The organism is Paenibacillus violae (assembly GCF_032461945.1).
GTDB classification, from domain to species: Bacteria; Bacillota; Bacilli; order Paenibacillales; family NBRC-103111; genus Paenibacillus_E; species Paenibacillus_E violae.
Window position 1 is genome coordinate 1 of sequence record NZ_JAWCUD010000025.1, and the last position, 25,985, is coordinate 25,985.

27 protein-coding genes and 3 pseudogenes are annotated in these 25,985 nt (G+C 41.6%); 19 read left to right on the top strand and 11 right to left on the bottom strand.

Features of this window, described 5'->3' with window-relative positions:
• Positions 1 to 163: 163 nt before the first annotated feature.
• Positions 164 to 445 carry a hypothetical protein gene (locus RQP52_RS35565; protein WP_315956179.1) on the bottom strand — a complete coding sequence of 94 codons (282 nt, stop codon included), beginning with the start codon at positions 443 to 445 and terminating at the stop codon, positions 164 to 166.
• Between the two features lie 322 nt (positions 446 to 767).
• Between RQP52_RS35565 and RQP52_RS35570 the strand changes: the two genes are divergently transcribed.
• From RQP52_RS35570 to RQP52_RS35610, 9 genes and pseudogenes are all read left to right on the top strand, one after another.
• Positions 768 to 1,277: a hypothetical protein gene (locus RQP52_RS35570; protein WP_315956180.1), complete on the top strand. Its 510-nt coding sequence runs from the start codon at positions 768 to 770 to the stop codon at positions 1,275 to 1,277.
• A gap of 194 nt (positions 1,278 to 1,471) precedes the next feature.
• On the top strand, positions 1,472 to 1,867 hold the full coding sequence (locus RQP52_RS35575) for a contact-dependent growth inhibition system immunity protein (protein WP_315956181.1): 396 nt from the start codon (positions 1,472 to 1,474) through the stop codon (positions 1,865 to 1,867).
• A 172-nt stretch (positions 1,868 to 2,039) separates the two neighbouring features.
• Positions 2,040 to 2,663 (top strand): hypothetical protein, encoded by a 624-nt coding sequence (locus RQP52_RS35580; protein ID WP_315956182.1) that lies wholly within the window; start codon positions 2,040 to 2,042, stop codon positions 2,661 to 2,663.
• 120 nt (positions 2,664 to 2,783) lie between these two features.
• Positions 2,784 to 3,995, top strand: coding sequence for a hypothetical protein (locus RQP52_RS35585; RefSeq protein WP_315956183.1), 1,212 nt, complete (start codon positions 2,784 to 2,786; stop codon positions 3,993 to 3,995).
• Between the two features lie 206 nt (positions 3,996 to 4,201).
• Entirely contained in the window at positions 4,202 to 4,702 is a 501-nt protein-coding gene (locus RQP52_RS35590; protein WP_315956184.1) for an NUDIX domain-containing protein, read from the top strand.
• A 161-nt stretch (positions 4,703 to 4,863) separates the two neighbouring features.
• On the top strand, positions 4,864 to 5,547 hold the full coding sequence (locus tag RQP52_RS35595) for an HAD family hydrolase (RefSeq protein ID WP_315956217.1): 684 nt from the start codon (positions 4,864 to 4,866) through the stop codon (positions 5,545 to 5,547).
• 186 nt (positions 5,548 to 5,733) lie between these two features.
• Positions 5,734 to 6,996: a phytoene desaturase family protein gene (locus tag RQP52_RS35600; RefSeq protein WP_315956185.1), complete on the top strand. Its 1,263-nt coding sequence runs from the start codon at positions 5,734 to 5,736 to the stop codon at positions 6,994 to 6,996.
• A gap of 16 nt (positions 6,997 to 7,012) precedes the next feature.
• Positions 7,013 to 7,875, top strand: a pseudogene (sigJ, locus tag RQP52_RS35605) (RNA polymerase sigma factor SigJ).
• A gap of 459 nt (positions 7,876 to 8,334) precedes the next feature.
• Positions 8,335 to 8,790, top strand: a complete 456-nt coding sequence (locus RQP52_RS35610; RefSeq protein ID WP_315956186.1) for a GNAT family N-acetyltransferase — start codon at positions 8,335 to 8,337, stop codon at positions 8,788 to 8,790.
• 95 nt (positions 8,791 to 8,885) lie between these two features.
• Here the strand turns inward: RQP52_RS35610 and RQP52_RS35615 are convergent, their stop codons facing one another.
• The 4 genes from RQP52_RS35615 to RQP52_RS35630 form a co-directional block, all read right to left on the bottom strand.
• Entirely contained in the window at positions 8,886 to 9,032 is a 147-nt protein-coding gene (locus RQP52_RS35615) for a hypothetical protein (protein ID WP_315956187.1), read from the bottom strand.
• A gap of 277 nt (positions 9,033 to 9,309) precedes the next feature.
• Positions 9,310 to 10,410 carry a GerAB/ArcD/ProY family transporter gene (locus tag RQP52_RS35620; protein ID WP_315956188.1) on the bottom strand — a complete coding sequence of 367 codons (1,101 nt, stop codon included), beginning with the start codon at positions 10,408 to 10,410 and terminating at the stop codon, positions 9,310 to 9,312.
• An 18-nt stretch (positions 10,411 to 10,428) separates the two neighbouring features.
• Positions 10,429 to 11,589, bottom strand: coding sequence for a Ger(x)C family spore germination protein (locus tag RQP52_RS35625; RefSeq protein ID WP_315956189.1), 1,161 nt, complete (start codon positions 11,587 to 11,589; stop codon positions 10,429 to 10,431).
• Complete coding sequence (locus RQP52_RS35630; protein ID WP_315956218.1) at positions 11,586 to 11,897, bottom strand: spore germination protein; 312 nt, start codon at positions 11,895 to 11,897, stop codon at positions 11,586 to 11,588. The genes RQP52_RS35625 and RQP52_RS35630 overlap by 4 nt, the downstream gene beginning before the upstream one ends.
• Positions 11,898 to 11,997: 100 nt before the next feature.
• Here RQP52_RS35630 and RQP52_RS35635 point away from each other — a divergent pair, with 100 nt between their 5' ends.
• From RQP52_RS35635 to RQP52_RS35655, 5 genes are all read left to right on the top strand, one after another.
• Entirely contained in the window at positions 11,998 to 12,645 is a 648-nt protein-coding gene (locus RQP52_RS35635; protein ID WP_315956190.1) for an FMN-dependent NADH-azoreductase, read from the top strand.
• Between the two features lie 255 nt (positions 12,646 to 12,900).
• Complete coding sequence (locus RQP52_RS35640) at positions 12,901 to 13,191, top strand: ArsR/SmtB family transcription factor (RefSeq protein WP_315956191.1); 291 nt, start codon at positions 12,901 to 12,903, stop codon at positions 13,189 to 13,191.
• 72 nt (positions 13,192 to 13,263) lie between these two features.
• Complete coding sequence (locus RQP52_RS35645; protein ID WP_315956192.1) at positions 13,264 to 14,448, top strand: MFS transporter; 1,185 nt, start codon at positions 13,264 to 13,266, stop codon at positions 14,446 to 14,448.
• A 196-nt stretch (positions 14,449 to 14,644) separates the two neighbouring features.
• A complete protein-coding gene (locus RQP52_RS35650; RefSeq protein WP_315956193.1) occupies positions 14,645 to 15,457 on the top strand; it encodes an MOSC domain-containing protein in 813 nt (270 codons plus the stop codon).
• A gap of 83 nt (positions 15,458 to 15,540) precedes the next feature.
• Entirely contained in the window at positions 15,541 to 15,714 is a 174-nt protein-coding gene (locus RQP52_RS35655) for a hypothetical protein (protein WP_315956194.1), read from the top strand.
• Positions 15,715 to 16,072: 358 nt separating this feature from the next.
• On the opposite strand, the gene RQP52_RS35660 is transcribed toward RQP52_RS35655, so the two are convergent.
• From RQP52_RS35660 to RQP52_RS35670, 3 genes are read right to left on the bottom strand one after another with little or no spacing between them, the layout of a single operon-like run.
• Positions 16,073 to 17,170, bottom strand: a complete 1,098-nt coding sequence (locus RQP52_RS35660) for a GerAB/ArcD/ProY family transporter (RefSeq protein WP_315956195.1) — start codon at positions 17,168 to 17,170, stop codon at positions 16,073 to 16,075.
• 21 nt (positions 17,171 to 17,191) lie between these two features.
• Positions 17,192 to 18,346 (bottom strand): Ger(x)C family spore germination protein, encoded by a 1,155-nt coding sequence (locus RQP52_RS35665; RefSeq protein ID WP_315956196.1) that lies wholly within the window; start codon positions 18,344 to 18,346, stop codon positions 17,192 to 17,194.
• 11 nt (positions 18,347 to 18,357) lie between these two features.
• A complete protein-coding gene (locus RQP52_RS35670) occupies positions 18,358 to 19,815 on the bottom strand; it encodes a spore germination protein (RefSeq protein WP_315956197.1) in 1,458 nt (485 codons plus the stop codon).
• A gap of 138 nt (positions 19,816 to 19,953) precedes the next feature.
• On the opposite strand from RQP52_RS35670, the gene RQP52_RS35675 reads away from it, so the two are divergent.
• Positions 19,954 to 20,136, top strand: a complete 183-nt coding sequence (locus tag RQP52_RS35675) for a hypothetical protein (protein WP_315956198.1) — start codon at positions 19,954 to 19,956, stop codon at positions 20,134 to 20,136.
• 125 nt (positions 20,137 to 20,261) lie between these two features.
• On the opposite strand, the gene RQP52_RS35680 is transcribed toward RQP52_RS35675, so the two are convergent.
• Together RQP52_RS35680 and RQP52_RS35685 are read right to left on the bottom strand one after the other, a co-directional pair.
• A complete protein-coding gene (locus RQP52_RS35680; RefSeq protein WP_315956199.1) occupies positions 20,262 to 20,783 on the bottom strand; it encodes an AraC family transcriptional regulator in 522 nt (173 codons plus the stop codon).
• A 2-nt stretch (positions 20,784 to 20,785) separates the two neighbouring features.
• Positions 20,786 to 20,935: an AraC family transcriptional regulator N-terminal domain-containing protein gene (locus RQP52_RS35685; RefSeq protein ID WP_315956200.1), complete on the bottom strand. Its 150-nt coding sequence runs from the start codon at positions 20,933 to 20,935 to the stop codon at positions 20,786 to 20,788.
• Positions 20,936 to 20,967: 32 nt separating this feature from the next.
• Between RQP52_RS35685 and RQP52_RS35690 the strand changes: the two are divergent.
• Positions 20,968 to 21,193, top strand: a pseudogene (locus RQP52_RS35690) (SDR family oxidoreductase); the annotation flags it as partial.
• Positions 21,194 to 21,668: 475 nt separating this feature from the next.
• Here RQP52_RS35690 and RQP52_RS35695 read toward each other — a convergent pair.
• Positions 21,669 to 22,179: pseudogene (locus RQP52_RS35695) on the bottom strand (Rrf2 family transcriptional regulator).
• A gap of 178 nt (positions 22,180 to 22,357) precedes the next feature.
• Between RQP52_RS35695 and RQP52_RS35700 the strand changes: the two are divergent.
• From RQP52_RS35700 to RQP52_RS35710, 3 genes are all read left to right on the top strand, one after another.
• Positions 22,358 to 23,005 (top strand): FMN-dependent NADH-azoreductase, encoded by a 648-nt coding sequence (locus RQP52_RS35700; protein ID WP_315956201.1) that lies wholly within the window; start codon positions 22,358 to 22,360, stop codon positions 23,003 to 23,005.
• A 77-nt stretch (positions 23,006 to 23,082) separates the two neighbouring features.
• Complete coding sequence (locus RQP52_RS35705; RefSeq protein WP_315956202.1) at positions 23,083 to 23,721, top strand: HD domain-containing protein; 639 nt, start codon at positions 23,083 to 23,085, stop codon at positions 23,719 to 23,721.
• A gap of 501 nt (positions 23,722 to 24,222) precedes the next feature.
• Positions 24,223 to 25,824, top strand: a complete 1,602-nt coding sequence (locus RQP52_RS35710; protein WP_315956203.1) for a putative bifunctional diguanylate cyclase/phosphodiesterase — start codon at positions 24,223 to 24,225, stop codon at positions 25,822 to 25,824.
• The last annotated feature ends 161 nt before the right edge of the window (positions 25,825 to 25,985 follow it).

The following is a 25,985-nucleotide window of genomic DNA, read 5'->3' on the forward strand; positions in this document are numbered from 1 at the left end:
AGTGAATGGAAATGTGTGATAACCCATTATAACGAGTAGGACGAGAACGAAAATTTTAGTTGTAAAACTACACAGAGACCGCCGCGAGATAGATCGGGCAGTCTTTTCCACGCTAACGGGCAGATTAATTCAACTCCTTGAGATAATTCGAGGATATAGCTGATTATTTTGAGTCATATTGTGAGTGAAGTCGTTTTACCATTTCTCGTAAATACTCTGGGCTTAAATTTCCTTCGTTTGATTTTTTAACAGAGATGAGTAAGGAATATCCAACATTATTTTCTATTGGGCGAGCGTTCTCAAGCTTGTACAACTTATAGCGTCTTTTACTAGGGGGATAAGTAATAAAAGCAGAGTAATCAGCAATGGGGGATAAACCCATTTTCTTCAATCTAGCCTTAGTGAACATATCTTCAGGTGCTTTATTAGCAGTGAACTGTTTCATGTTACCTCCTTAGATCGCGTGGTTGTTTCAATTATTTTATCAAAGCATTGACCATTGCGCTAAACGAAGTACGATAGTTGAGGAGTTGTATTGTGGTAAACAAAGTGCAGGAGCTGCATTGAAGCAGCACCTTTATTGATTTCATTGAAATAAATAACGGGCTGTTTTACTCAACTAATATCAGTAAATATATGGTATATTCTACTGACTAAGCAGAACCAAATGGAGGCACTTAAATGACTCTGGGGCGCCTATGTTGCACAGGATTTTAGAGGAAAAGGTTGTTGTCCGAATTAGTTTTGATTAAAGAGTGAGGTTGAATATGAATAATTATATATTATCTTTTACAAAAAGGTTTGATTTACTTTTCAAGCAAAAAGAAATCTCAAACATTATTTATTTACATGATCAGGATGATAATGAGAGATTAGACCATGTTCTTTTTCTTGAGAAAGATGACGGTAATGTTATAGGTCTGTATATAAGAGGCATGAATCCGTTAATCTCAGTGAATAGAATTTACGATTTGGATGATTTTAATTTATTTGCTAGTTATGAAGGATTAACTGAATTTGAGGAAAATATTATACTCAAAGTAGAGTATATAGGTTTGTTTTTTAGCACTCAATACAATGAATTGTTGGGTTTCTATTTGTCGAATAACGATGCATCTAGTTCTCTCCTTATATTATTTTTACACGATGAAATTTATGTGAAAAGGGATTGTAGTAAATATGACGCTAGTAGGATGCTTGAAAAAAGGTTTTCGACTAAGGGTTTCATAACATACGAAAAAAAATGTAAGACTGACTGGGAAGAAACAAGTTTCTAAATCTTTGCAAGGCTTAAGTGTCGGATGACACAAACATTGTTCGAATGCCGACAAGTTAAAATGAACCACTCAACTAACGGCGGAGTCGCTTCTTACATTAAAAGGAAACTGGTGTATACTGAACGAATAATATCTCATAGGCAACTGCTCCTTGTTTTATTAAGCAAAAGGACAGTAGAGTGGAGGTGAATATGATGGATTTCAATAAGTCTTTAGAGGAAATCGATGGGGAAAACTGGGGAGATCCTGATAAAGGAGCCACTGGTTTGATAAGAAAGTGTCTTGCATTAAGAAGAAAACCTCTAAAGGATTTTTCAAATGATGATCTTACTAGGATGATATTACAGAACAAGTCCCTTAACTACCTTGTCCCTATAGCTATGAAAAGATTAGTTGAAAACCCATTGAACTCTGGTAATTATTACAGGGGTGATCTATTGTGTTCGGTACTAAAGGTTAAAAAGAATTTTTGGAAGGAAAACCCAGAGCTTCAAGAAGAGTTCGATGGGATTGTACTTGATGTTGTTCTAGCGTATGAGACAATAGTGCCCCTTATTAAGGTTTATCAGGATACAAATAACCTTAAGTAAATCTTGCTAGATGTTGCCATTACACTAACTGGGAACGTTAGTGAAATAATCAGGAAGCAGATCGCCCCACCGGCATCTGGTTCTTTTTCGTTGAACGGGGAGAATAGTGTAGTGGAATAACCCAATAAATGTTAATGTGTATTTAGAGAATAAACCATGAGGAGTTAATATAATGGGGAAAGTTAGTGCAGTAATAAAAGATTCATATTTTAAGCAGCCCTCTTGGTTATCAAATGTTGAATACAGAGAAACTAATTATCTTTCAAGAGCTTCTACTCCAGAAGATGCTGTTCTATTTTTTACGTTGCTATGTGGGTATAACAACATAGATGTGGATAGAGATCCTACTGAGGTATTAAGTGAGTTGATAGCCATTGATGAAGTAGCAATAAGTGGTGGCATAGCCTTTGAGGATGAAGAAAAAGCGATTCTTCCGAGTTGTTGCTGTGGGCTCGAGAATTGGAGAGAAGTACTTGAAGCTGTCTTAAGTAAAGAGGATGTATGGCTTGGTCATGATCCATTCCCGACTTTGGAATACATAAATGATTCGGTAAGAGTTTGGTCTGACGATTATTCTGGCACGATGAGAAAAGATTTATCGCAGCAAGAATTACAGAAAATGTATTATATAGAATACAACCGAAATGACTTAATTAATAAACTAGAAGCTATCGAGACGGATTTGTTGGAGTTTTTTAAGTATTCGTTTGAAAAGGTACTTGTTATGGTCGATGATGATCAAAAAGAAATGTTATTTTTGAATTACTGTAAGTGGTTCAAGCTTGTGGTAAGTTAAGTTCACCGCTCAGTCTGACTGAACTAACGGGTAACTATAATTCAATGACAACAGGCTGCTGGCGGCGAGCTTGTGCTGTCTTTGGACAGCATAGTTGATTTGCATACAAGGGGGAATCATATGCAAAAACTTCGGATAAAAATTTGTCTGTTTGTTTTGACTACTATTTTATTAACTGGATGTACAAATCCCTTTCCGACTTCCACGAAGGCATCAAGTCCCACCGTCGCCAACAATACTACACCGATTGACTCACCAATAACGTCGCCTACGCCAACACCTACATCAACACCTACATCAACACCTACATCAACACCTACATCAACACCTACATCAACACCTACATCAACACCTACATCAACACCTACATCAACACCTACATCAACACCTACATCAATACCAACGATAAAAAATATTCCAAGCGGTTCTGTAACTCTTACTGTTGATGAGGTGAAAGATATTCTAAACGAGCTGATACCGAGGGCAGTGGATATCTATGGAATATTTAACGGAAATGGAGCTTTCAAGAGCGATCCAACAAAAATGATCCCAGGTGAAAAAGATTTTCGTCTTGTGACAGGGTCGTCCGACTTTAACATGGTAGCTGAAGGAATTGATCTCAATACCGTTAAATCAATTTCTGATTTAAAAAAAATAGTCGAGACTGTATTTACAAAAGATATGGCTCAAAAGTTATTTTATAGAACTTATCTGGAAACGGTAGATAGAGGTCTTCCTCTCTATAAGGATTATGAAGGACAGTTTTATGTAAACATAGGAAATGGAGGACACGGAATGGATTTCAAGTATTTCATTGATACTACCAAGATCATCAGCCAAGAAGGTAATGATGTTGTCGTTGAGTTCAATACTACTGAGGTTGATTATCCGTACAAAATGACCGTAAAAATAGAAAAGGTAAATGACAAGTGGTTGCTGGCATCTGGCATGCCTGATAATGAAGTGATGATAAAATATGATTATATTTTGAAATACCAAGGTGAAGGTAGTCTCTGGTCTGCTGCATTAGAAGAAACGGTTTGGGACTTCGGAAATGAAAAAAATAAGGTTTACAGCAGGATATTGCTGACCTATAAAGGTTCTGATATCAAAAATATTGGAAAAGTAGACTTTACTTATGGGAACGCTGCGGATCGCAATAATAGAACTGGCTATACTGGCTATACCCCAGGTTCAGACGGGAAAATCATATATGGTGAGTATGATGATAATATCGTATTACCTACAAAAGATGACGTGGTGAAGGTAACAGTGGAATGGGATGGAAAACAAGATTCTTTTGTTATCAGTAATTCTGGGCAAAACAATTAAATCAAAACGAATCGCAGTTCGTTAAGCTAACGGAAAACGATAGTTGAACGAAATAAGGAGCAGTTCTGCCACGGCAGCTGCTGCTCCTTATTTCTATTATTTTATTGATAACTAAATTAGAACGAAACAATCTAAATTAAATTATTCTTTAAATATGTTTCAAGCAGTAAAATATTATTATCCCAATAAAATCCAAAAGGTGATATATGAGCATTAGTTGGAATGATTCGTATTTAGGTAAACTTCGAAAAGTAGTTGGAACTCAAAGGATAATCGTAAATTCAGTACGAGCAATCTTACTTGATGATGAAGGTCGTGCCTTGTTCATAAAGCGTCATGGTGATAGAAAATGGGGTATGCCTGCAGGAGCCATGGAATTAGATGAATCCATTTATGATGCAATGAAGCGTGAGGTTAAAGAAGAAACGGGACTTGACGTTTTAAAGGCAACATTAATTGCTATTTATTCGTCTCCAACAACACAAACATTCACGGACCGTTGGGGAAATGAGTATCACGTAATTGAATATTTATTTTTGGTAGATAAGTGGTCGGGCACTCTTGAAAAAGCGACAGACGAAAGTGTAGACGCTGAGTTTTACCCAATGGATAATCTACCTGAAGCCTCCAGTGAGCTTTTTGCACGACATCATCAAAGAGTATTTAAAGATTATAAAAAGTTCGATGGAAAATTAATATTAGAATAGTTGTCGGGGATTGAACTAACGGAGAACGTTTGTTCAATACACAATAAAGGGAGGCAGCCGTCACGATCGGCAGCCTTTTTCTCACCTAATGGGCAGTATCCTTCAATGACTTGTGTTAAAATATGGATGCTATTCAATCGCTTAAAAAGGGAGAAGAAGCAATGACACAAGCAATCATTTTTGATATGGATGGAACACTATTTCAAACAGATAAAATTTTAGAAATATCACTCGAAGATGCCTTTAATCATTTAAGGAATCTAAATGAGTGGGATTCTGTTACGCCAATTGACAAATACCGTGAAATTATGGGTGTACCTTTACCCAAAGTATGGGAAGCTCTGTTACCTCATCACTCCAATGAAATAAGAGAACTAACTGATGCATATTTTCTTGAAAAATTAATTGAAAATATAAGAAGTGGGAAAGGGGCGTTATATCCTAATGTATTGGAAGTTTTCACACAATTAAAAGAAAATGATTGTTCAATTTACATAGCAAGTAATGGGTTAACGGAATATTTAAAGGCAATTGTCAGTTATTACAATTTGGACAAATGGGTTTCTGAAACCTTTAGTATCCAACAAATTCAAACGTTAGATAAATCAGACTTAGTTCAAGCTATTGTTAAAAAGTATGGTATTAGCAATGCAGCAGTTGTAGGAGACCGCCTATCAGATATAAATGCTGCTAAAGATAATGGTTTAGTCGCCATAGGATGTAATTTTGATTTTGCGCGAGTTGACGAACTTTCTAAGGCTGATATAGTTATTGATGACTTAATAGAACTAATATCTATCGTACCTCGTTTAAAAGGTAGATGTTCGCTAAACGTTGAACGATAGTTCAATTGCAACATGAAAAGGCAGCCAGCGTAGTATGCTTGGTTGCCTTTCTCAATTAACGGGAGGATAATTGAATATTAATTCCGGTTAACCGAGGAGATTTCCCTTAAAATCTTTTTTGCTTTTCTGTCACACTTCACATCCATGGCCCGTCATACAGGTAAAATTTGAAAGGGATGATGAACGATGCAAAAGGTTGATGTGGCCGTGGTTGGTGGAGGTATTGCGGGGTTAACCGCTGCAATTTACGCAGCCAAAGCAGGGAAGCAAACGATTGTCATTGAAAAACAGAATCGCTTAGGCGGTCGCGCCATTTCCAACAAGAAAAAAGGAGCTTACTTCAATTTGGGCGCGCATTCCTTGTACAAGGGAGATGCGTACGCAACTTTCCAGGAATTGGGGCTGATCTTGCAAGGAAAGCGACCTTCGTCGTTCGCTTATGGTGTTTGGAAAGGGAAATTGATCCCCTTGCCTTCGGATATGAAGTCCTTGTTTACGACACCGCTGTTGTCTTGGAAAGGAAAGACGGAGTTTGCTTCCTGTCTTATGAAAGTTAAAAAAGCGGATACTCGTCAATTTGACCGGATCAGTATCCGCGAATGGATAGAAGGGAATTTGCGAGATCCCATGGTGCGCAATATCTTTTATTCGTTACTTCGTGCCGCCAGTTATGTGGTCGGGCCGGATTTGCCAGCCGCGGGTCCTGTATTGAAACAGCTGCAGAATGCCCTTAAAGGCGCGTTGTACTTGGATCGTGGCTGGGGTGAATTGATCGAGGAATTGCGGAAAAAGGCATCCGAGCTGGGAGTACGGTTTTTAACAAATACACAAGTCTCGTCCATCGATACCAGTGGAGGGATCGTGCGGCAGATTCTCTTTGAAGATGGAACGAAAATCGATATGCACCATGTTATCCTTGCCACATCACCTTCTATTGCCAATGAGTTGGTACCCTTTGCAGAAAAAACCGCCCTTCATACCTGGAAAGAACAATCGATTGAGGTCACCGCGGCTTGCCTGGATGTGGCTTTGAAACGACTTCCCAAGCCTAAACAACAATTTGCTTACGGGATTGATCAGACCGTGCTTCTGAGCAATTATTCGCGTGCGGCTTATCTAAGCGACGATGGCGCGCAAGTCATATCGCTCATTAAGTACCAAGGGAAAGAACAGGACCCGGATAAAGATTTACAAGAACTGGAAGGCGTGCTGGATTTGATGCAACCGGGATGGCGGGAAGAATTGATTGTCAAACAATACCTTCCTAAAATGACGGTTTGTCATGACTTTATGCATATGAAACGTCATGAGAATCCCGGACCCGATGTCCCGGAAATACAAGGATTATATGTAGTAGGAGAATGGGCGTCGCATGGTGAAGTACTGGTTGATGCTGCGACGGCAAGTGCCAAAAGAGCCATACAACACATGCTCTCCCTTGAGGGTTAGGGGAGGAATGCCTTTAATGAGCACAGAGGAATTATATAAACGTCATAAAACGGAACTGTTTTCGTTAGCCTATCGAATGCTCGGCAGCGTCATGGATGCGGAAGATATCGTACAAGATGCTTTTTTGAGCTATGACGGAATGTACGACGTCGGGACAATCCGTAACGAAAGGGCATTCCTATACAAAATCGTAACGAACCGTTGTCTTGATCTTCTGCGCTCGTCAGCCAAAAAACGGGAAATGTACGTCGGTCCATGGCTTCCGGAGCCACTGATTGAAAATGGGGCTTCGGTCAATGATCCATCTAATAGGTATTTGCGGTCGGAGTCGATTTCCACGGCTTATCTTCTGCTTCTGCAGCAATTGAGTGCAACGGAAAGGGCGGTTTTTCTCCTTCGAGAGATTTTTCATTATTCGTTTGAAGAGATTGCCGATATAGTCGGGAAAAGCAGTCCGAATTGCCGGCAAATTTTCCATCGCGTCAAAAAAAGCATCCATTTCGACCCGGACCAACAACCATCGGTTTCCATTGCGGAGGATAAGATTAAAGAGTTTGTTAATTCGCTGTTGCAAGGAAATACGACGAAGCTGCTTGAACTGGTTAGTAGCATGTTGTGCTCTACTCGGACGGCGGGGGTAAAATAAGTGCGGCACAAGTGCCTGTTGTCGGGTTTGAGCAAGTGCTGAGGCTTCATCAAAATGTGATCAACATGCATGCGGGTAAATTTACGTACTCGTTCCTCATGGTGAATGGGCTTCCCGGAATCCGCATTCGTTTGGATGAAGGGATTCAATATGTTTATTCTTTTGCTTATCGAGATCATAAGATCGAAGCGATATATACTGTCGCAAATCCGGAAAAGTTAAGACATCTATAATAGAATCACTAATTAAAAAGGCTGTATTGTAAAATTCTACGAAAGGAGCTGCCGAGGAACTCCTTTCATTTTTTCGCCGGTAAACCAGTTAAGGAAACCGTACCATATTCTAACAAGTCACGGTTTTCATCGGTTCAACATAGCTTAGGGCTTTGAGAACAAATCAAGAGTTACCCCTCTCTCTTGTATGATTAACGTATTAAAGGAAAAACAACTCAAAAAGGCCATCCCGCGAAGAATGGCCAGAACGTTACGCTAACGGCGAACGTTTGTTCAATACACAGTAAAGGGAGGCTGCAGGCACGATCGGAAGCCTTTTGCTCACTTAAAGGGCAGAATACTTCCAATTGCTGTATAATTGGGATTAAGTTCTGGGGTTAGAGAAGACTTTCTCGAAGGGATGATTTAGTGAATGAGATTACCATCACAAAAGTGAATCATCTAGAGACTAATAAGATAATGCAACTGGTAGAAGAAAGTACACTAGAAGGATTTCGTCACCTTAAACGACTGGTGAGCGACTATGAAGCTGGAACCAATAGATTTGACAAGGACGGGGAAGCACTCTTTATCGCAACCCAAAACGGGGATATTGTAGGGGTTTGTGGATTGAATCAAGACCCAATTGCAGGAAATGGGCGTGTTCGGCGACTTTATGTCTTACCTGATGCACGGCGATTTGGAATAGGGCGATTATTAATGGAAGCCGTCATTACAGAAGCTAAAAATTATTATCGAATGCTTGTATTAAAGACTGATAATCCAGCTGGGCATCTAAACTTTGAAGGTGCCGCGAATGTGCAAGCCCATCAATTCCTTGCTTCGCTTCTAGGCGCGCAATTACTTGCAAGAAGTTTTCGGGATACAAGTAGGTTTGATATGATTGCCGATGGATTATTATCCGCTTTAACTTAAAAAAGAACGCGGATATTTGGGCTCCAGCGTTGAATCCTTGTTAGATTCGGTGTTCAAATCAGTGATAATCTTGTAAGCAAAAAATCCGTATAACACTAATTAACTGCTGGATCAATATTAACAGAAGCAGGGAATAAGAATGTAACCGAAGCGTCCGGTGAAAAAGTAGCCGTAAATACTGCAACTGTCGATGAAATCGAAGGTCCTGCTCCACCAATAAGAGTTGTATCGATTAACCGCATCACATTAGGTGGATCTAAGCTATTAATAGTAATCGCCGATGTGGGGTCCTGTAGATCGATAACGTATAATCCGCAGAGTTTGCATTAGGAAGGTTACTAATGTTAATTACTTCCATTTCTGACTCCGCCTCATCCACATATTTTGAAGATGGTATTAATAGCGGTGCGCAAAAACTAAAATTTATCGTTACACCGATGAAAAACCAAACAACAGTACAAAATTTTTGAATAAATCTTTGTACTGTTGTTTATTTCTACATTGGTCTTACTTACAAATTTAATTGATGCTGGGCGCTTTAGGACGTTGTCTTATACTGCCTACCATCCATAAAATCAAAGGTATGACAATGTAAATGAAGGGGTAAAAGAAGCCGATAACATACACGTTCTTAATCATATATGAAATCCGTATATTGTGCGAGCTATAGATCACGAACGCTAGCCAGATGAAAGTCATTAGACAAGCGATAAGCCTCCAATTCTTGAAGCCGGTCCACTCGGATAACCCGTAGCTAAGAATGAACAAGTATACTGATAATTTAATAAAGTTGCCAAATACCCAAAAAGTGATGTAAAAAGCATCGATATTCTGAATGAAATTGAGAATGGTTATAAACTTCGTGAGATAATATGCGGGATAATTCAATTCAGCCGCCATGTTTGGTCCGGTTACGAACAGAAGAATCAGCGTGGTTATAACGCCCCATAGCATAGCAACCGCCGTTCCCCAGAGGATCGCGCGCGAGGCAGTTCGCTTGTTCTCGGCGAAAAAGAACAGCATTAGAATGATCGAAGGATCTACCATATGGTTGAACGAAATTAAAGTCCCCTTCAGGATGTGAATCCAGCCCGAGTCCGCATAGATGGGCAATATCCTCTTTATCTCCATGTACTTAAAGTTCAGGAATAGATGCGTGTAAGAAAAGAAGACTAAAGCGGGGCCGATGACCTCCGCGCAGCGGCTAATAGCCGTAATCCCCCCTTTATAAACCGCATAAGCAACGAGAAACAACATACACAAAACGAGGACGATCGTCGGCGTCTTATGGAGCAAAACTAAATTTTGAAATTCTACCATTCCACTTGTGCTCATCGACATCTGCCAGAACCAAAGCAGGAAATAAACCGAGACGAGTATTTTGCCTAGCACGGTGCCCAATAGGTCTTTCATGAAGTTAACTAACGTTTTATCCTTATTCTGCATGCATACCCGGAGCATGACCCAGGTGATGCCCATCATGATAATGCCCCCAAGTAGAATGGATATCCAACAGTCCTGGCGCGATTCCTCCGCGGCTAATTTGATGGGAAGGTAGGAACTCACGATGATGGAAGAGATGCTGATTATCCAGAACAAAGGATAACTGCTTATTTTCATACTTGGATGCCCCTTAATTCATTTTAACTTGTCTATCATTCCGATTGACTTTAGTTGAATATCCGCCTTGACAGTAACGTCTATTTTCTTGAAATTTTTATCCCAGTCATCTTTTTGCGACTTCCACCAGTAAGGATATTTGCGATGAAGGTGCTCGCTGATGCCGAAGACGTCAGATCCCCATTTCTGGACTTTATCCATTGTAAGCTGCAATTCATTTTGGATTTGCTCGTTAACATACTTCTGGACGTCAATTATGTTATCTACCTCGGACATGTCTAGTAGGGTCGTGTTTTCAAGGAGATATGCATCTGCCTTAACGGTTACTACAATGCGTTTGGGATCATTGCTGCTAACGGAGTGAATCCGGCGCTGAAGATGGGTAAATCTAAACGATAAAATGCCGTTGCCATCCTTCCATGGAATCGATGCTCCTTGAACAGTTTCATTCCCCGACATCCAGCCTGCTCTGGAGCCTTCGACATCGTCTAATAATCCTTTGACTTTAAGCTCCTTGTCCAAGACGGCATAACCGGATAACACGGGAATCGAATTCGTTTTTTGGCTACTCTCCATGAGAGTTTTAAACTGGACGACCGGAACCATAGACCTAATGCCGTCCGAGAGATTATCGATAATGAGTTGCCTCGATGAGAAGTTTCTTATCCCGTTGATCTGCAGCTCTTTTCCGGCACCAATACTAGAGAGAAGTTCCAAGGGATGTTTCATCATAAGGAATTCCTTGGCGCTACCTCCTTTAATCAGGAAAATAATATCCCTTAGATTATTCGAAGGGTCTCTGCCTAGTTTATCGAATATCTTCTTTACGTCATTCTTATTGAAATACTCTTCACTTATCGCGATCAGGATGCGATGGTTCATCATCAGTCTGCGAGACATTTGCCTTTGGATTTTCTGTTGGGTTTCGAAAACATCTTTACCTTTAGCCGACTTGACGATGAAGCTATCCGAATTGCCGGAACTTCCTCCCTTTAATGGGTCACTCTGTTGAGAGGTAATTTTTATCTGATGGCTAATTTCCATCGCCCCGTCCTCGGTATGATCAATCGCCGAAGCTATGACGAAAGCCACTTGATTCGGTTCGACAAAATCCGTGCATGCGGAGGAGAACAAAATAACGATTAGAGAGACACTCGTTAGGAATACGAACCGGATCATCTCTGACGCCCTTTCTTATTACGGCCTTTCTTAATCCAGAAAGGATAGCGGATGATTATGTCTTTAATCCGTTTGCCATCGAACGGGGCTACAGGGCTAAAGTACGGTGTTCCGAAGGATTCAAGCATAACTATATGGATCAACAATAATAAAATGCCGTACGTAAGGCCGACAAAGCCGAGCATACTGGCAACGAACAGCAGAAGGTACCTTATTATGCGAAAGGGGAGGGTGGCACTATATCTCGGAATCGTGTATCCCGCAACGCCGGTTAAAGAACTGACGATGATTATCGGCGTGGATATGATGCCTGCTTGGTTGACTTAGAACATGCATCGCAGTATATTGGAGTTGTAATTTATCGGCGATATTATATATCGCCAATCAAAACAAATTAGGAGTGTAAAAATGGAAAAATTACTTGTTATCAATGCGCATGCCACTGTTGATTCCCCTGATTCAGTTAGTCTTGAAGTCGGCAAATATTTTATTGAGAACTACCGCAAGTCGAATCCGAACGAATTGATCGAGCAAATTGATCTATATAGTGTAGAAATTCCGGAGATAAACAGCACCGTTCTGAACGCTTGGGGGAAATTTGCATCTGGTGGAGAGTTGACGGAGGAAGAGAAACGGGTAACCAGCAGAATGAACGAAATTTTGCAGCAATTCAAGAGCGCGAAAAATTATGTGATCATCATGCCGCTTCACAACTTTAATATCCCCTCCAGACTTAAGGATTATATGGATAACATCATGATCGCTCGAGAAACCTTTAAATATACGGAAAATGGGGCAGTAGGTTTGCTAACTGACGGACGTAGCCTAGTAGTTATTCAAGGAAGTGGAGGCATCTACACGAATAACGACTGGTACACAGATAACGAATTCTCACACAAGTATCTCAAATCCATGTTTAACTTCCTCGGTATTGAGGATTACCAAATTATACGAGCTCAAGGCACAAGCAGACTCGATAAGAAAGTCGTGCTTGATAAAGCAAAAAATGAAGCCCAAGAAGCTGCAACGCGTCTGACAAAGAAAGTATCTGTCTAGCTGTATCTAATAGCATTTGTGACCATCGCAATAGTATAAGAAAAAATAGAGCGATCGTTTCTGAGAGGAAATGATCGCGTCAGACAAAGTGAACGACTGTTTGTTAAAAATCTAAATGATGCTTTTGTCTTATGGTTGCATCATATTCAATTATTGGAAAACTGACTTCCCAGTTTAAGACATGGCCCCGGAAAAAATCCGAGGCTTTATCTATATTTTTTTGATGAGCTGCAAAGGGGCAGGCATGTTCGTTTTATGACTATTCAAAAAGTATTAAAAGATGAGCACAGCGCCAGAGTATTTAAGACATTAGCTGATGAAACAAGATTGGAAATCATACGAAACCAATACGCCCATAAGAAGGAGATGAGTTGCGGGGAAGTGAGCGACATTCACGGTACTTCAAAATCGAATAACTCGTATCATTTGCGCACTTTAAGAGAGGCGAAATTGATCAAGGTACGTAAAGAAGCTCAAACGAGGTATATGAGTATCGATATGGAGACCTTTCAAACTTACTTGCCTGGATTTCTGGATACGTTGTAGAAAGAAATTTCTTTTTTTGTTCATTAGTTCAATATTCGTTTAAATACAAAACTAACTGAAAGGGTGAATATCATGAATAAATTAACAGCTCTATTTTTCGTCATCATGTTTCTAATCGGTACGGATACTTTTATCATTTCTCCACTTATCCCCACCCTTCAGCATTTGTTTCACATCCAGACCGAATATGCCGGTTGGATGGTGGGAGCCTACGCTTTAGGTTATGCCATATTTGCTCTCATTGCCGGCCCGCTTTCCGATGGGTGGGATCGAAAAAAAGTATTACTTTTTGGGATGGCATGCTTCTCGGTCTCCACGATCTTATGCGGCTCTGCCTTTAGTTTTTGGTCGATGTTTTTATTCCGCGTTATGGCTGGATTCGGCGCAGCGTTTACAACTCCTCAAGTCTGGGCCTCCATCCCAACTCTGTTTCCTGCGCAGAAGATCCCCAAAGTGTTCGGCATCGTAATGGCGGGCTTGGCTTCTGCTCAAGCGTTCGGTATGCCTATTGGAGGTTTGCTTGCTGCGACTCATTGGTCTTATCCTTTCTATACAATCGGCGCATTTTCGCTGCTGACGACGGTAGCTATCTTTTTCACTATGCCCGCAATGAGACCGAATCAAGAACAAAAAACTACGATGCCAATCTTTAAAAGATATGTCCTGCTATTGAGCAGCCGAATGGCGAGAAGATCTTTCCTGGCTCATTTATTGTTTCAATGTGGATTCATGGCTGCTTTTGCTTTCATTGGTAAATGGATGACAGACCGCTTTGAGCTTTCGGTCGATCACGTGGGTTTCGTGATGTTTTTTCTAGGTCTTGGAAATATGGTAGGGAGCATCGGCGGTGCTCATTTGATCAAACTATTGGGTCGTTTCACCACACTGGTTATTGGCTTTGTTGTCTCCATAGTATGTTTTCTTATTTTGCCTCATTTGTCGTCGGTTTCGGCTTTCGAAGGCGTATACTTTTTCGTATTCACTAACATGGGAATATCGTTTCCGCTAATTATGGAACTTCTGACTTCGTTAAATCCGACGATCCGTGGAACGATCACAAGCATGGCTAATTCAGCCATGTATGCTGCGACAACTCTCGGTTCTTGGATTGCAGGCTTGCTTTATGCGACGTTTAACGGTTTCACCGCCGTCGGCATTTTCGCGGCTCTATGCATTACCGGTTCGTTGATAGCTTTTTTTTCAAGTGGCATTTTACCTGTTCAGGAGAATACCAAAAAGGAACTTGTAGGATCATAAATGTATAGAAGCTTAAATGAATTGGCTTCGCACTCACGACGGAAGCAGTTATTCGTCTATTCCGTTAGCTGATTGACGATTCTGATTGTTCTCATGATGGTCAATACGTTGCCGGCGGTTTAAGTTCATCTATTCGAAAGAATTGGTTCTTAATCACCGTTTGGGGAGTTTATCTTTTCATAAAGGAGATATTATTGTGAATCAGCCTCAAGTAGTTTCATTATGGAGATATCCCGTCAAATCGATGATGGGTGAAGAGTTGAATGCAACGGATGTCACGGAAAAAGGAATTGTCGGGGACAGAAAGTATGCGTTAATTGACACTTCAACAGGCAAACTCGCTAATGCAAAAAATCCGCAAAAATGGCCGAATATGTTTGATTATCGTGCAGCTTATGTTGAGCCCCCTCAGGATCCAATGGAACTTCCTGCGGTTAGAATCACGTTTCCTGATGGGAGTTGGGGCTTAACAACGGATGGAGACATCAATCAAAGACTAACGGATAAGCTGAATCGACCAGTCGAAATAGCGAAGACTTCATCTAAAACCGTTGATGTTCAGTTTGAGGGATATATACCTGATATTGAAGGACTGGATAATAAGAAAACGGTATTTACACGTAGTTCTCCGGAAGGAACCTTTTTTGATATTGACATCGTTCACTTATTGACTACTGCAAGTATTAACAAAATGAGAGAGCTCATTCCTGAAAGTCGTATCGAGGTTAGACGTTTCAGGACAAACATTGTTATAGATGTGCCGAATGAAGAAGGCTTTGTCGAAAATAGTTGGATTGGCAAAACAGTTCGTTTAGGCAAAGAAGTAGTGCTTGAAATTACACAGCCTTGTATCCGATGCATCATGACAACCCTGGCTCAAGGAGATCTGCCTAATGATCCATCAATCCTACGGGCGGCGGTTAAACATAATAATGGGGCCTTCGGAGTTTATGCAAAAGTGATTCAAACGGGGCGAGTTCATCGCGGAGATCAAATTGTAATCGATTAGAGCAACCGTTTCCTACAATGAGGTTCATGGACCTATATAGAGCTTGGACTCTGTATCTTACTCCGCTAAGTTAGTGGGTGAGCATGCCGACGACCTTCTGTGGAACCACTCAAACCGGCCGAAGCATAGACAAACGCTTCGAGGTTGATGCTGCTAATGCTGCTCGCTATTTTCTTAAAAGCCGCGGTGTCCCGGAAGAATTCGTATGGGATGCGGTTGCCCTGCATACTTCCGTCGGGATAGTCGAATATAAATGAAGCTGAAGCGGCGTTAAGCGAGGCAAAAAGTCGTTCAGGCTTTTCCACGCAAACAGTTCAAATATAACATCTTATATGTCATTATGGAAGGCTATTAACGCTGACATATGCGAGATGCTTCTTCCGGGATATAATTGTCCCAACTTCTGCCATCATGTCCTTTAATCCAAATGGGATGAGAAATTGGTATGAATAATTAAACGACTTAAATAGAGAGAAGGCAATTCCACGGAGGGGTCTACCTTCTCTCTATTTAAGTCGGGTCTCTTCTTTGGCTTTTTTCTTTAAAATTCAACATATTACCCAGGTGTTATCCAATGTCCAATGTTATTCTAAGGGGAGAATTAACGGCAAAATATTATTCTGTTCGAATTTGTCGCTGTTTCTTTATGTATCCTACGATTAGCATCAGAATGGGAAGCCCAATCATAATGATGGGAAAAACCATAGGAGCCCAAATCAACTCGGCGTAATCCTTAGTAACCTGGGTGACATTCTCCGGGAGTACAGACGATACGAATATAATTCCCGCAAACCACCAGATAATTTTTTTCCAATTCTTGATTCCGAGCCATTGAGCCGTACCGTATGAGCAAATAAACATATAGAGAGACAGCTTGAGGAAAACAGCAAACAGCCATACGAGCATTAACCAAATATCCATATTCTCAATAAACTCAAGCAGGGATATAAAACGTACCGCAAAGAAGTATGGGTACAAAAAATTAGCTGGGTAATTGGGTCCGAACAGCATAATTACTAAAATTGTTGCAAGAGTAACTGTTATGGTGGTCGTTAGAATGACCAGAAGTAAATCATTACTGGCCTTCTTAGGAGTTTTAAGGAACGGCATCAGCATGAAAATGAAGTAAGTCTCGCCTAGGAAAGATGCGTAATTGATGGAACCTTTCAAAACAGTTAACAAACCTGTATCTTCATAAATAGGCCGAATGAGATGAGGTTGAATGTTTTTTAGATTAAACAAAAAAGTTGTGATGATCACAACAAGCATTAACGGACATGCTATTTCGCTGAATCGCCCTAGAGATGGCAAACCTCCTCTATAATTGATGTACAGCATGAGAAGCAGAATTATGCCGACAATGGCGTACATCGGAGTTTTGCGAAATAATACAAGCTGCAGAAAATCCGCCGTATCGCGCAAAATGACAGCTGTGACGGAATACCAGGTGGCGAAATACAGCAGTGATACAATTTTTCCGACCCACTTACCGAAAATAAATTCAGAGAACTTTATTAGGGTCTGATCGGGAAAAAGTCTGCTAATGCATGCCATCAGATATGCTATGCTGGCTCCGATGCAACCCCCGATGAGCATGGATATCCAGGCATCCTGTTTAGCTATTCTGAGTGCAGGTCCTATAGTTAGCCATATGGTCATACATACTTCCAATGCAATCATCATGCAAAAAAACTGCCAGCGAGTAAGCTTCATATTTGTCTCCAAAAGTTCAATTTAAAAAGAAATGTTTCCTTGCTGGGGGCGAGGCCCATATACACCGATGCGCTTCAGATGAACTTGAGCATTCACACTGATGTCAAGCCCATGAAAATGCTCCTCCCAATTGTGCCGAAGAGATTTCCATTCATTGGGATGCTGCTCATGTATCTCTTCGCCTAATCCGAAAATATCTGTGCTGTAGTTTTCCTGCACCTTACGCATAGTATCTTCGGCTAATTTCTTCACATATCGATTAACTGCAGACTCGACGAGGGCAAGTTTACTTGAATTACTTAAATCAAATTCCGTTAAATTTTCCCTTATGGTTCCAACCCCCTTAAGGGAAATTTGGATTGTAGGCTTTCCGTTTTTCATATTAGTTTTAATAGTAGAAGAGAGGTTCGTTTCGTCAATTGTGACATAACCTTTACCCTCCGGAACGTAACACGTTAAATAGTACAATCGCAAACGATTGATGATCCAAAGAGTGATCATGGATTCGTCGTTATTCAATAACCCAACCATTTGCATTTTTTTGTTAAATACAGCTAACTTATTAATATCCACCATATTCTTTTTCTGATCTCTATTTAACAACTTGGAATCGATGGCGGATAAAATTGGACTTGTTCCTTCGGAAGAAAAGGAGACGAATAAATCGCGCACAGCAACATCTCCAATTTTGGAAAATTTATCCTGCCTCAATATGGCATCGGAAGAGAACGGATCGAATGGGCTCTCCATACTTAGTATTTCCTCTGGAGGTCTGCCTACCACTACAAACATTCCCGAGCGCAATGATAGTTCAGCATTCCGGGAATACATGTCCATTAACTCACCAAGACCTTCACGTGCCAGCCTTTCCGATATAAAGACAGCCCTTCGATGCCCAATAAATATCCGGCGTGGCAATCGATTTTGGATCGTTTGGCAAGTGTCTAGTAGAGTATTACCTTCTGCGCTGATAACCAAACTGCTGCGCCCCGTCCCGTCCTTTTTCGACTTAGCACCGATTTCTTTTGGAATCGCGATTTGTGCGCTTACTTTCACTTTCTTACTCTCGGATGTGTCCAGAGCGGTTCCCATCCAGAAAGCGTAATCGTTAATCTCCGTTCGATCCCAGCAGCCGTCTAGCAGCAGTAAAGAGCAGCAGGCAAATACGATTCGCAAGTATCCCCCCTTCATGATCCATTCCTTTCCCGCGGTGCGCGTATGATCGTATCCTTAAATTGTTTAACATGTAGCGGCGCAATCGGAGTAAAGTACGGGATTCCAAAAGATTCCAAGGTACAAAGATGAATAAGTATGGCAATGATGCCAGCTCCGATACCAAAAAAACCAAACGTGCCTGAAAGTACCAACAACGGGAATCTCAGTAACCGAAATGGCAAGCTCATACTGTATCTTGGAATAGAGAACGAGGCAATGCCCGTACTTGCTACTATAATGACGATAGGTGCCGAGATAAAACCAGCCTGTACGGCAGCCTCACCGATGACGAGGGCTCCGACTATACTAACTGCAGAGCCAATTGCTCTGGGCAAACGAAGTCCTGCTTCGCGCAGCCCCTCGAACATGATTTCCATCAACAATGTTTCAACAACGGTCGGGAACGGGATTCCTTCCCTAGCCGAGGAAATGCTCATCATGAGAGCTACGGGAATCATTTGCGGATGATATGTCGTTAATGCCACATAGAAAGAAGGAAGCAAAAGCGACATCACAAAAAGAATGAATCGAATAATTCGCACGGCCGTTACATACAAAAATTTCTCATAATGGTCTTCGGCTGCTTGGAAGCCATTCCAAAACGTCATAGGTGCCAACAGGACGTTCGGGGAACCGTTCACTAGTATGGCAACTTTTCCTTCCATTAGACTGGACGCAACCGTATCGGGCCTTTCCGTGTTTTGAATTAGTGGGAACGGTGAAAACCTTTGATCTTCTATGTATTCTTCTATATAACTTGAATCCAAAAGCGTTTTGAGTTGAATTCGCTGGAGACGATTTCGCACTTCATGAATCAACTCGGGAGTGGCTGCTCCCTCTAAATAAGCGAGAACCGTGTCGGTTGGCGACACGGTTCCTATACGCATCGATTCCAATTTTAACTTGGGGGTTGCAAGCTTTCTGCGAATTAAGCTCGTATTTGTACGTAGCACCTCAGTGAATCCTTCCCTGGGACCCCGGATGGAAGCTTCAAGGGCAGGCTCGTCCACGGAACGACTAGGAAATTTAGTGAAGTCTGCTAGTAGTGCGTGCGGTTCGCCATGTGTGATCACTGCTGCCTTGCCACTTAATATGGAATCGACGATCTCACTCATATCTGAGGAAGTACTAATCTGGGCGGCGGGAAGTAATCCATCTCTTATAACTTTGCGAAGATTAGATAGACCTCGTTCCTGCCGCAGCTCAAACTCATGGATGAATGGCTTAATAATGACTTGTTCCAATTCTACAGTATCAATTAATCCTTCTGTATAAATAAGCAGTGTTTCCGATGGTTCTTGGGAAGGAATTCTTCGAAATACGATATCTGAACAATTGACGAAAACTTCGCGTAATGCATTTTCGTTCTCTTGCAATTGATTAGTGAGCGTACCAAGCAAAGGAATGCAACTAGATATGGGATCGATCATTATGAAATCACTCCCTAAACTGTAAACGTTAAGGGTTATTCTGGCTACAGAACAAATTTTTTATTCTGGCCTTAATGATTAATCTGACACACTATTTACAAGAAGATTCTTAGATCAAAAAGGGGAGCATATCCGGGTATGATTCTATTTACACTGGGCATGATTTGGTTAAGCCAAGCCAATACGTCATCCATACTTTTTATGGCTGCCGGAATTATCGGCATCGGTTATGGGGCGACCCTGATCAGCTTTCAAACCATGCCGATCCAGTCTTCGCCCATCGCAGAGGAGTGGCTGCAGTACGTTCTTTATGCTCTTTGACACTGGTACGGAGTCGGATCGTATTTGTTAGGTATTTATGCCGCAAAGAAGACAAACTATCACCAAATGTACCTATCCGCTGGGCTATTCATGGTCGTCACTTTTGGCATCTATTACCTATTTCATTACCGGAAGTCAAAGTCGCGGGCCATGTAACTTCGCAGTTCCTGAACGTCATGCATCGGGGGCCTTCCGTACATGCGAGCGTATTCGCGGCTGAACTGGGACGGACTTTCATAACCTACCCGGTAGGCCGCATCGGAGGCGGAAACGGTTTCCGTCAACATCAAGCGTCGTGCGGCTTGCAAACGTACTGTTTTTTGATATTGCAAAGGACTCATGGCAGTAACCCGTTTAAAATGTTTATGAAACATCGACATACTCATGTTCACCGAATTCGTAAGCTGCTCGATTGCTAGTGTTCGGTCATAGTGCTGGTTGATCGTTTGGATCACCTGAGCGATATGGTTCGCATGACTGCCGATGACCGCGAATTGACGAATGCGAGCACCTTGTTCACCTTGAAGCACGCGATATAAGACCTCACGGATAACAAGAGGTGCCAGAACCGGAATGTCTTCAGGGGCATCCAGCAGCTGCATGAGACGCAATATGGCTTCTAGCAGGGCAAATGACGTCCGGTTCACGGCTATACCCCGACAGTCTTCATAGGAAGCGGAGTCCGCATCGTATCTTTCGTGATGTCGAGGATGACGTCGGTATCGAAGCTTAATTTCAAGCTCAAGTAGGGGACATCAGGTGAAGCTTCCACGATTTTGCCGATGATCGGCAACTCCACGGAAGTAGGTCTCGTCGGCGAGAGTGGCCGTCTTCGCCCCCAAGGATATCGTGATTAATTGCAAAGCACCGGGACAAGTAGCAACCGAGTTTCCTGAAAGGTAAACCGGACGAGCTGATTGAATCGTTCCTTGGCATGAATGCTTTCGGTCGGCTAGGCGAACCGAAGGATATTGCGAATGTGATCGAGCTGCTCGTCAGTGAAAAGGCTCGTTGGATAACCGGACAAACGATTCGCGTCAACGGTGGGTTTAATTAATGGAATTAAACGGCAACAACGCAGAAACCCTTGAGAAGCCAAGGGTTTTTGCTTCCTCCGGCTGTTTGATCGCGTGGCTGACGCTAGGTTGTTTTAAATATAGCGACTTGGCGGCACTACTCAGATGCCAAAAGGCGTAACACCGCCATCAACAGACAAATTTGCTCTGTAATGTAACCCGAGCCTTCGGGGCAGAAAAATAGGACAGAAGTGGCCATTTCTTCTAAACGGCTGAACCTGCCCATCGGAGTCCGCAGCTCAATTAAAGGATCGTCAAGGGCTTTTGCGTTAAGCGATGTTCGAACACCAAATTTTTCCTGTTTATTTGCGAGACTGTCTCGTTAAATGCACAACGGCTGCTTTGCATGGTCCATAGGCTGATGAAAAGGATAATGTAGGCACACTTTTGTTACAAACCTAAAAAGACTTTTTGAAGATTTGTTACTCTCTCTTTTGCAAAATTGTTGCACCATATTTATTCGGATTCATTTATGGAATTGTCTTTTGCAAAGAAGGCCAGAGTATTCTTACGTTGTCTGTTCGGGCAAACACGATCTATCTCCTGCTCCAGCCAGGACAATTTCTTACTGCGAAAATAATTTTGCATAGTCTCTTCTGCTTGGAGCATAACTAAATTAATTGAGATGATGGAGCTTGTCGATACTGACAGTCCGAACAGTCGCGATTACAATATAGATTTCCAATATCCTTAATGTTATGGCACTGGAAAATTGGCTTCTTACCCTCAACTGCCTCGACCACATCCCAAGATGGAATGTCGTCCGGATTCCGTGCAAGTTTAAAAGCACCTTTGACACTAGGAATCGACGAAAAGATGCCCGCTTTAGTAAGCTTTGTAAATATTTTGGATAAGTAGGTCTCTGGAATGCCTTGAAAAAAGGCAAGTTCTGATACCAATTTTGATTCATTTGGTATTAAGTGAACTAGATAATCAGTGCATATTCGACTCCGACACTATACTGCATAATGACCGCTCCCATTTAGTATGGGTAAATATTTTTAATTTAAAGATAACCATGCCAATTGTCAACCGTAGGCGAACCATAAAAATGGATTTGACTTGGTACAATTATTGCAGTATATTGTAGTCATATATTATCGTCGATTGTATTTATCGGCAATTAAAAATTAGGAGTGAAAGAAATGGAAAAGTTACTTGTTATTAATGCACATGCCACTGTTGATTCCCCTGACTCAGTAAGTCTTGAAGTCGGCAAACATTTTATTGAGAATTACCGTAAGATGAATCCGAACGAATCAATCGAGCAAATTAATCTGTATGGCGAAGAAATTCCGGAAGTGAACAGCACCGTTCTTAGCGCTTGGGGGAAATTTGCAGCTGGTGGAGAGTTGACGGACGAAGAGAGACGCGTTACCGGCAGAATGAACGAAATTTTGCAGCAATTCAAGAGCGCAAAAAAATACGTGATCATCATGCCGCTTCATAACTTCAATATCCCCTCCCGGCTTAAGGATTATATGGATAACGTCATGATTGCCCGCGAAACCTTCAAATATACGGAAAATGGCGGAGTAGGTTTATTAACTGACGGACGTAGTCTGCTCGTTATTCAAGGAAGCGGCGGTATCTACACAAATAACGACTGGTACACAGATAACGAATTCTCACATAAGTACCTCAAATCCATGTTTAATTTCCTTGGCATTGAGGATTATCAAATCATCAGAGCCCAGGGTACAAGCATTCTTAATAAAACAGACGTGCTGAATGATGCAAAAGGTGAGGCGGAAGAAGCGGCAGCGCGTCTGGCAAAGAAAGTAACTGTCTAACCCTATGACAATTTTGACCGTTGCAACAATCAAATCCCATATATAGGTTAGTCAAATGAACAAGGGGGAAGTTGTGGATGAAGAATTTAATCGCTGATATAAAGATTCCGGATAGTAAGTTAGCCATTGAAGCTGCTGAGTTAGTGCGTGACCATGCCGACGACCTACTGTGGAACCACTCGAACCGGACATTTCTGTTTGCGGCTATGAGGGGCAACATGAATAAAATGAAATACGATGCTGAATTGCTTTATATCAGTTCGCTTTTCCACGATCTCGGCCTCACTCCCTCTTTCCGAAGCCCGGACAAGCGCTTTGAGGTCGATGGAGCTAATGCCGCCCGCGATTTTCTTAAAAGTCGAGGCGTCCCGGAAGATTCCATTCGGCTTGTATGGGATGCTGTTGCCTTGCATACCTCCATCGGAATCGCCGAATATAAGGAAACCGAAGTGTCGCTGATGAATTTTGGCGTCGCTTATGATGTAGTCGGGAAGAACTTCGACCTCATCTCAGCAGAAATGCGGCAGCAAGTCGTCGAAGCTTTTCCTCGCTGCGGGTTAAAACACAACATCTTACATGCATTCTTAGAAGGCTTTAAACACAAACCGGAAACAACATATGGAACAATTAACGCTGATATATGCGAAACGCTTCTTCCGGGATATAAGCGACCGAATTTCTGCCACCATGTCCTTAATTCTATATGGGATGAGTAGTTGGTATGAATGATTAAACGACAGAAATAGAGGGAAGGCAGATCCACGGAGGGTTTGCCTTCTCTCTATTTCTGGCCGGCTTTTCTTTGCTGAAATTGCCCCTAGAATTCAGGTAATAATCAGGATTTTTCCAATGTTATTCTATGGGGTGCACTCACGGCAAGATATTATTCTGTTCCAATTTGACGCTGTTTCTTTATGTATCCTACCATGGGAGCCCAAATCATCTCCGCGTAATCCTTAGTAACCAGAGGTACATTTTCCGGTAGTACGGCCGATACGATCATAATTCCTGCAAACCACCAGATGGAGTTATCAAAAAAGTGCAGTTTGAAAACACACTCCATTTTGATAAAAGTTACTATTGTTATGTTATTTGGTTTTGGTGCAGGGATGATTATTATTCGGGTGTTTTTAAATTATGCTGGGCATATAAGATATTAAACTTCTTGAGGCAGTAGAAAGGGCTCTAAGCCTTTACATCGGAGAGGGGCAGACACAATGACGGGCATGAATGACGATGCGAGTACGCAACCAGCAGATCGTGAGATGACGGATCAAGAGCTTGAATATCATATAACCAAAATAAAAAATGATATATTGACGCTTATTGTATCCGATAAATCTCTCACTCACATTGTACGCTCTATAAAAGAAATTGGGGAAAAATATATACCTGCTTTCTGTGAGAGAGCGTTCAATGAAAGCGTTCCAGATGAGAATCTTAATCGGGAACAATTGAAACTGGCTGAGACACTGAAAGACCTGTACAACTTATCCGTTGAACGGAAACAAAGGGATAGGGAAATCCGAAGCTTGGCTTTCTACGACCCGCTGACAGGATTGTCAAACAGAAGGCACTTTAAAGACATACTTAGGGAAATACTTCAAGAGCACAAAGTCAATGCGCACAGACTTGGGCTGATCTTCATCGACTTAGATCATTTTAAATGGGTGAATGATTCACTTGGACATGATGCTGGAGATCGATTGCTGATTCAAATGGCAGAGCGAATTATCGGTACCGTCGGCCATGGTGGAGTCGTAGCCAGGTTAGGTGGGGACGAATTTACCGTTATAGTGAGAAGAATAGATTCCGCAGATGATGCATGTAAGTTAGCCGAGGCTATCATTGATTCGTTCAAAAGTCCGATGTCGATCGACAATCATGATATCCGGGTTACACTAAGTGCAGGCATCAGTATCTATCCTGACCACGGCACGGAGTCGAGTGATCTGATGAGAAAAGCAGATAAAGCCATGTACCAGGCTAAGCAGGATGGTAGGAACCTGTATGTGCTTCATCAGCTTTCCAGCAATATTGAGCATGATGATGCTCGCTTTTTATTTAAATCTCAGTTCGAGATGGCATTACTAAATTGGCAATTCTTTCTTGAATACCAACCAAGAATTGATTTGAATACAGGGGAAATTGGCAGTTTAGAAGCATTAGTTAGATGGAATCATCCCGTAAAAGGCAGGGTGGGACCGGATCAATTTATTTCATTAGCAGAGGAAACCGGTTTTATCATTCCTCTTGGGGAATGGGTACTTCAGGAAGCGTGTGCGCAAAATAAGCGCTGGCAGGAGGAAGGACTACCTCCGGTTCGTGTGGCCGTCAACGTCTCAGTAAAACAATTTAAAAACCCCAAATTTCTATATCGCTTAAAGGAAATCTTGCAAGCTACGAATTTGAAACCATGTTACTTGGAGATTGAAATCACCGAGAGTTCTCTTATGATGGAAGACCGAATTATCATGCACTCTTTGGAGGTCCTAAGAGAAATGGGGATTTATGTCTCCATTGATGATTTTGGTACGGGATATTCTTCATTAAACTACTTAAGGAGTTTTATAGTAGATGCTTTGAAAATTGATAGGTCTTTCATTAAAGATCTTCCTAGAAACAAAGCTTTAGCAAAATTAATTATTTCTATGGCGAGGAAGATGAAGCTTCATGTCATTGCAGAAGGAGTTGAGACTTATGAGCAGCACTCATTCTTATTGAACAACGGTTGCCATCATGCCCAAGGCTTTCTGTATAGCAAGCCATTGCCGGCTTCCGTCGTACAGCAACTATTAGATGAATCCTGCGAATTGTGAAAAGCAAGACACTCTTGTGGCGGTTTGATCAATTGTTTGAAGATAGTAATCTAGTTGGCCATTAAAGCGTTAATAAAGGCGGTCGTTAGCCTTACACGATGACAACCGATTATGGAAACCTTCTGCGGGCTTTTTATGAAAAGGTTAACGGGACCTGTCCC

What these genes read in the sequence shown, in the direction of transcription:
- RQP52_RS35565 (WP_315956179.1), bottom strand. Translation starts at nt 445, where the DNA reads ATGAAACAGTTCACTGCTAATAAAGCACCTGAAGATATGTTCACTAAG.
- RQP52_RS35570 (WP_315956180.1), top strand. Translation starts at nt 768, where the DNA reads ATGAATAATTATATATTATCTTTTACAAAAAGGTTTGATTTACTTTTC.
- RQP52_RS35575 (WP_315956181.1), top strand. Translation starts at nt 1,472, where the DNA reads ATGGATTTCAATAAGTCTTTAGAGGAAATCGATGGGGAAAACTGGGGA.
- RQP52_RS35580 (WP_315956182.1), top strand. Translation starts at nt 2,040, where the DNA reads ATGGGGAAAGTTAGTGCAGTAATAAAAGATTCATATTTTAAGCAGCCC.
- RQP52_RS35585 (WP_315956183.1), top strand. Translation starts at nt 2,784, where the DNA reads ATGCAAAAACTTCGGATAAAAATTTGTCTGTTTGTTTTGACTACTATT.
- RQP52_RS35590 (WP_315956184.1), top strand. Translation starts at nt 4,202, where the DNA reads ATGAGCATTAGTTGGAATGATTCGTATTTAGGTAAACTTCGAAAAGTA.
- RQP52_RS35595 (WP_315956217.1), top strand. Translation starts at nt 4,864, where the DNA reads ATGACACAAGCAATCATTTTTGATATGGATGGAACACTATTTCAAACA.
- RQP52_RS35600 (WP_315956185.1), top strand. Translation starts at nt 5,734, where the DNA reads ATGCAAAAGGTTGATGTGGCCGTGGTTGGTGGAGGTATTGCGGGGTTA.
- RQP52_RS35610 (WP_315956186.1), top strand. Translation starts at nt 8,335, where the DNA reads ATGCAACTGGTAGAAGAAAGTACACTAGAAGGATTTCGTCACCTTAAA.
- RQP52_RS35615 (WP_315956187.1), bottom strand. Translation starts at nt 9,032, where the DNA reads ATGCGGTTAATCGATACAACTCTTATTGGTGGAGCAGGACCTTCGATT.
- RQP52_RS35620 (WP_315956188.1), bottom strand. Translation starts at nt 10,410, where the DNA reads ATGAAAATAAGCAGTTATCCTTTGTTCTGGATAATCAGCATCTCTTCC.
- RQP52_RS35625 (WP_315956189.1), bottom strand. Translation starts at nt 11,589, where the DNA reads ATGATCCGGTTCGTATTCCTAACGAGTGTCTCTCTAATCGTTATTTTG.
- RQP52_RS35635 (WP_315956190.1), top strand. Translation starts at nt 11,998, where the DNA reads ATGGAAAAATTACTTGTTATCAATGCGCATGCCACTGTTGATTCCCCT.
- RQP52_RS35640 (WP_315956191.1), top strand. Translation starts at nt 12,901, where the DNA reads ATGACTATTCAAAAAGTATTAAAAGATGAGCACAGCGCCAGAGTATTT.
- RQP52_RS35645 (WP_315956192.1), top strand. Translation starts at nt 13,264, where the DNA reads ATGAATAAATTAACAGCTCTATTTTTCGTCATCATGTTTCTAATCGGT.
- RQP52_RS35655 (WP_315956194.1), top strand. Translation starts at nt 15,541, where the DNA reads ATGCCGACGACCTTCTGTGGAACCACTCAAACCGGCCGAAGCATAGAC.
- RQP52_RS35660 (WP_315956195.1), bottom strand. Translation starts at nt 17,170, where the DNA reads ATGAAGCTTACTCGCTGGCAGTTTTTTTGCATGATGATTGCATTGGAA.
- RQP52_RS35670 (WP_315956197.1), bottom strand. Translation starts at nt 19,815, where the DNA reads ATGATCGATCCCATATCTAGTTGCATTCCTTTGCTTGGTACGCTCACT.
- RQP52_RS35675 (WP_315956198.1), top strand. Translation starts at nt 19,954, where the DNA reads ATGATTCTATTTACACTGGGCATGATTTGGTTAAGCCAAGCCAATACG.
- RQP52_RS35700 (WP_315956201.1), top strand. Translation starts at nt 22,358, where the DNA reads ATGGAAAAGTTACTTGTTATTAATGCACATGCCACTGTTGATTCCCCT.
- RQP52_RS35705 (WP_315956202.1), top strand. Translation starts at nt 23,083, where the DNA reads ATGAAGAATTTAATCGCTGATATAAAGATTCCGGATAGTAAGTTAGCC.
- RQP52_RS35710 (WP_315956203.1), top strand. Translation starts at nt 24,223, where the DNA reads ATGACGGGCATGAATGACGATGCGAGTACGCAACCAGCAGATCGTGAG.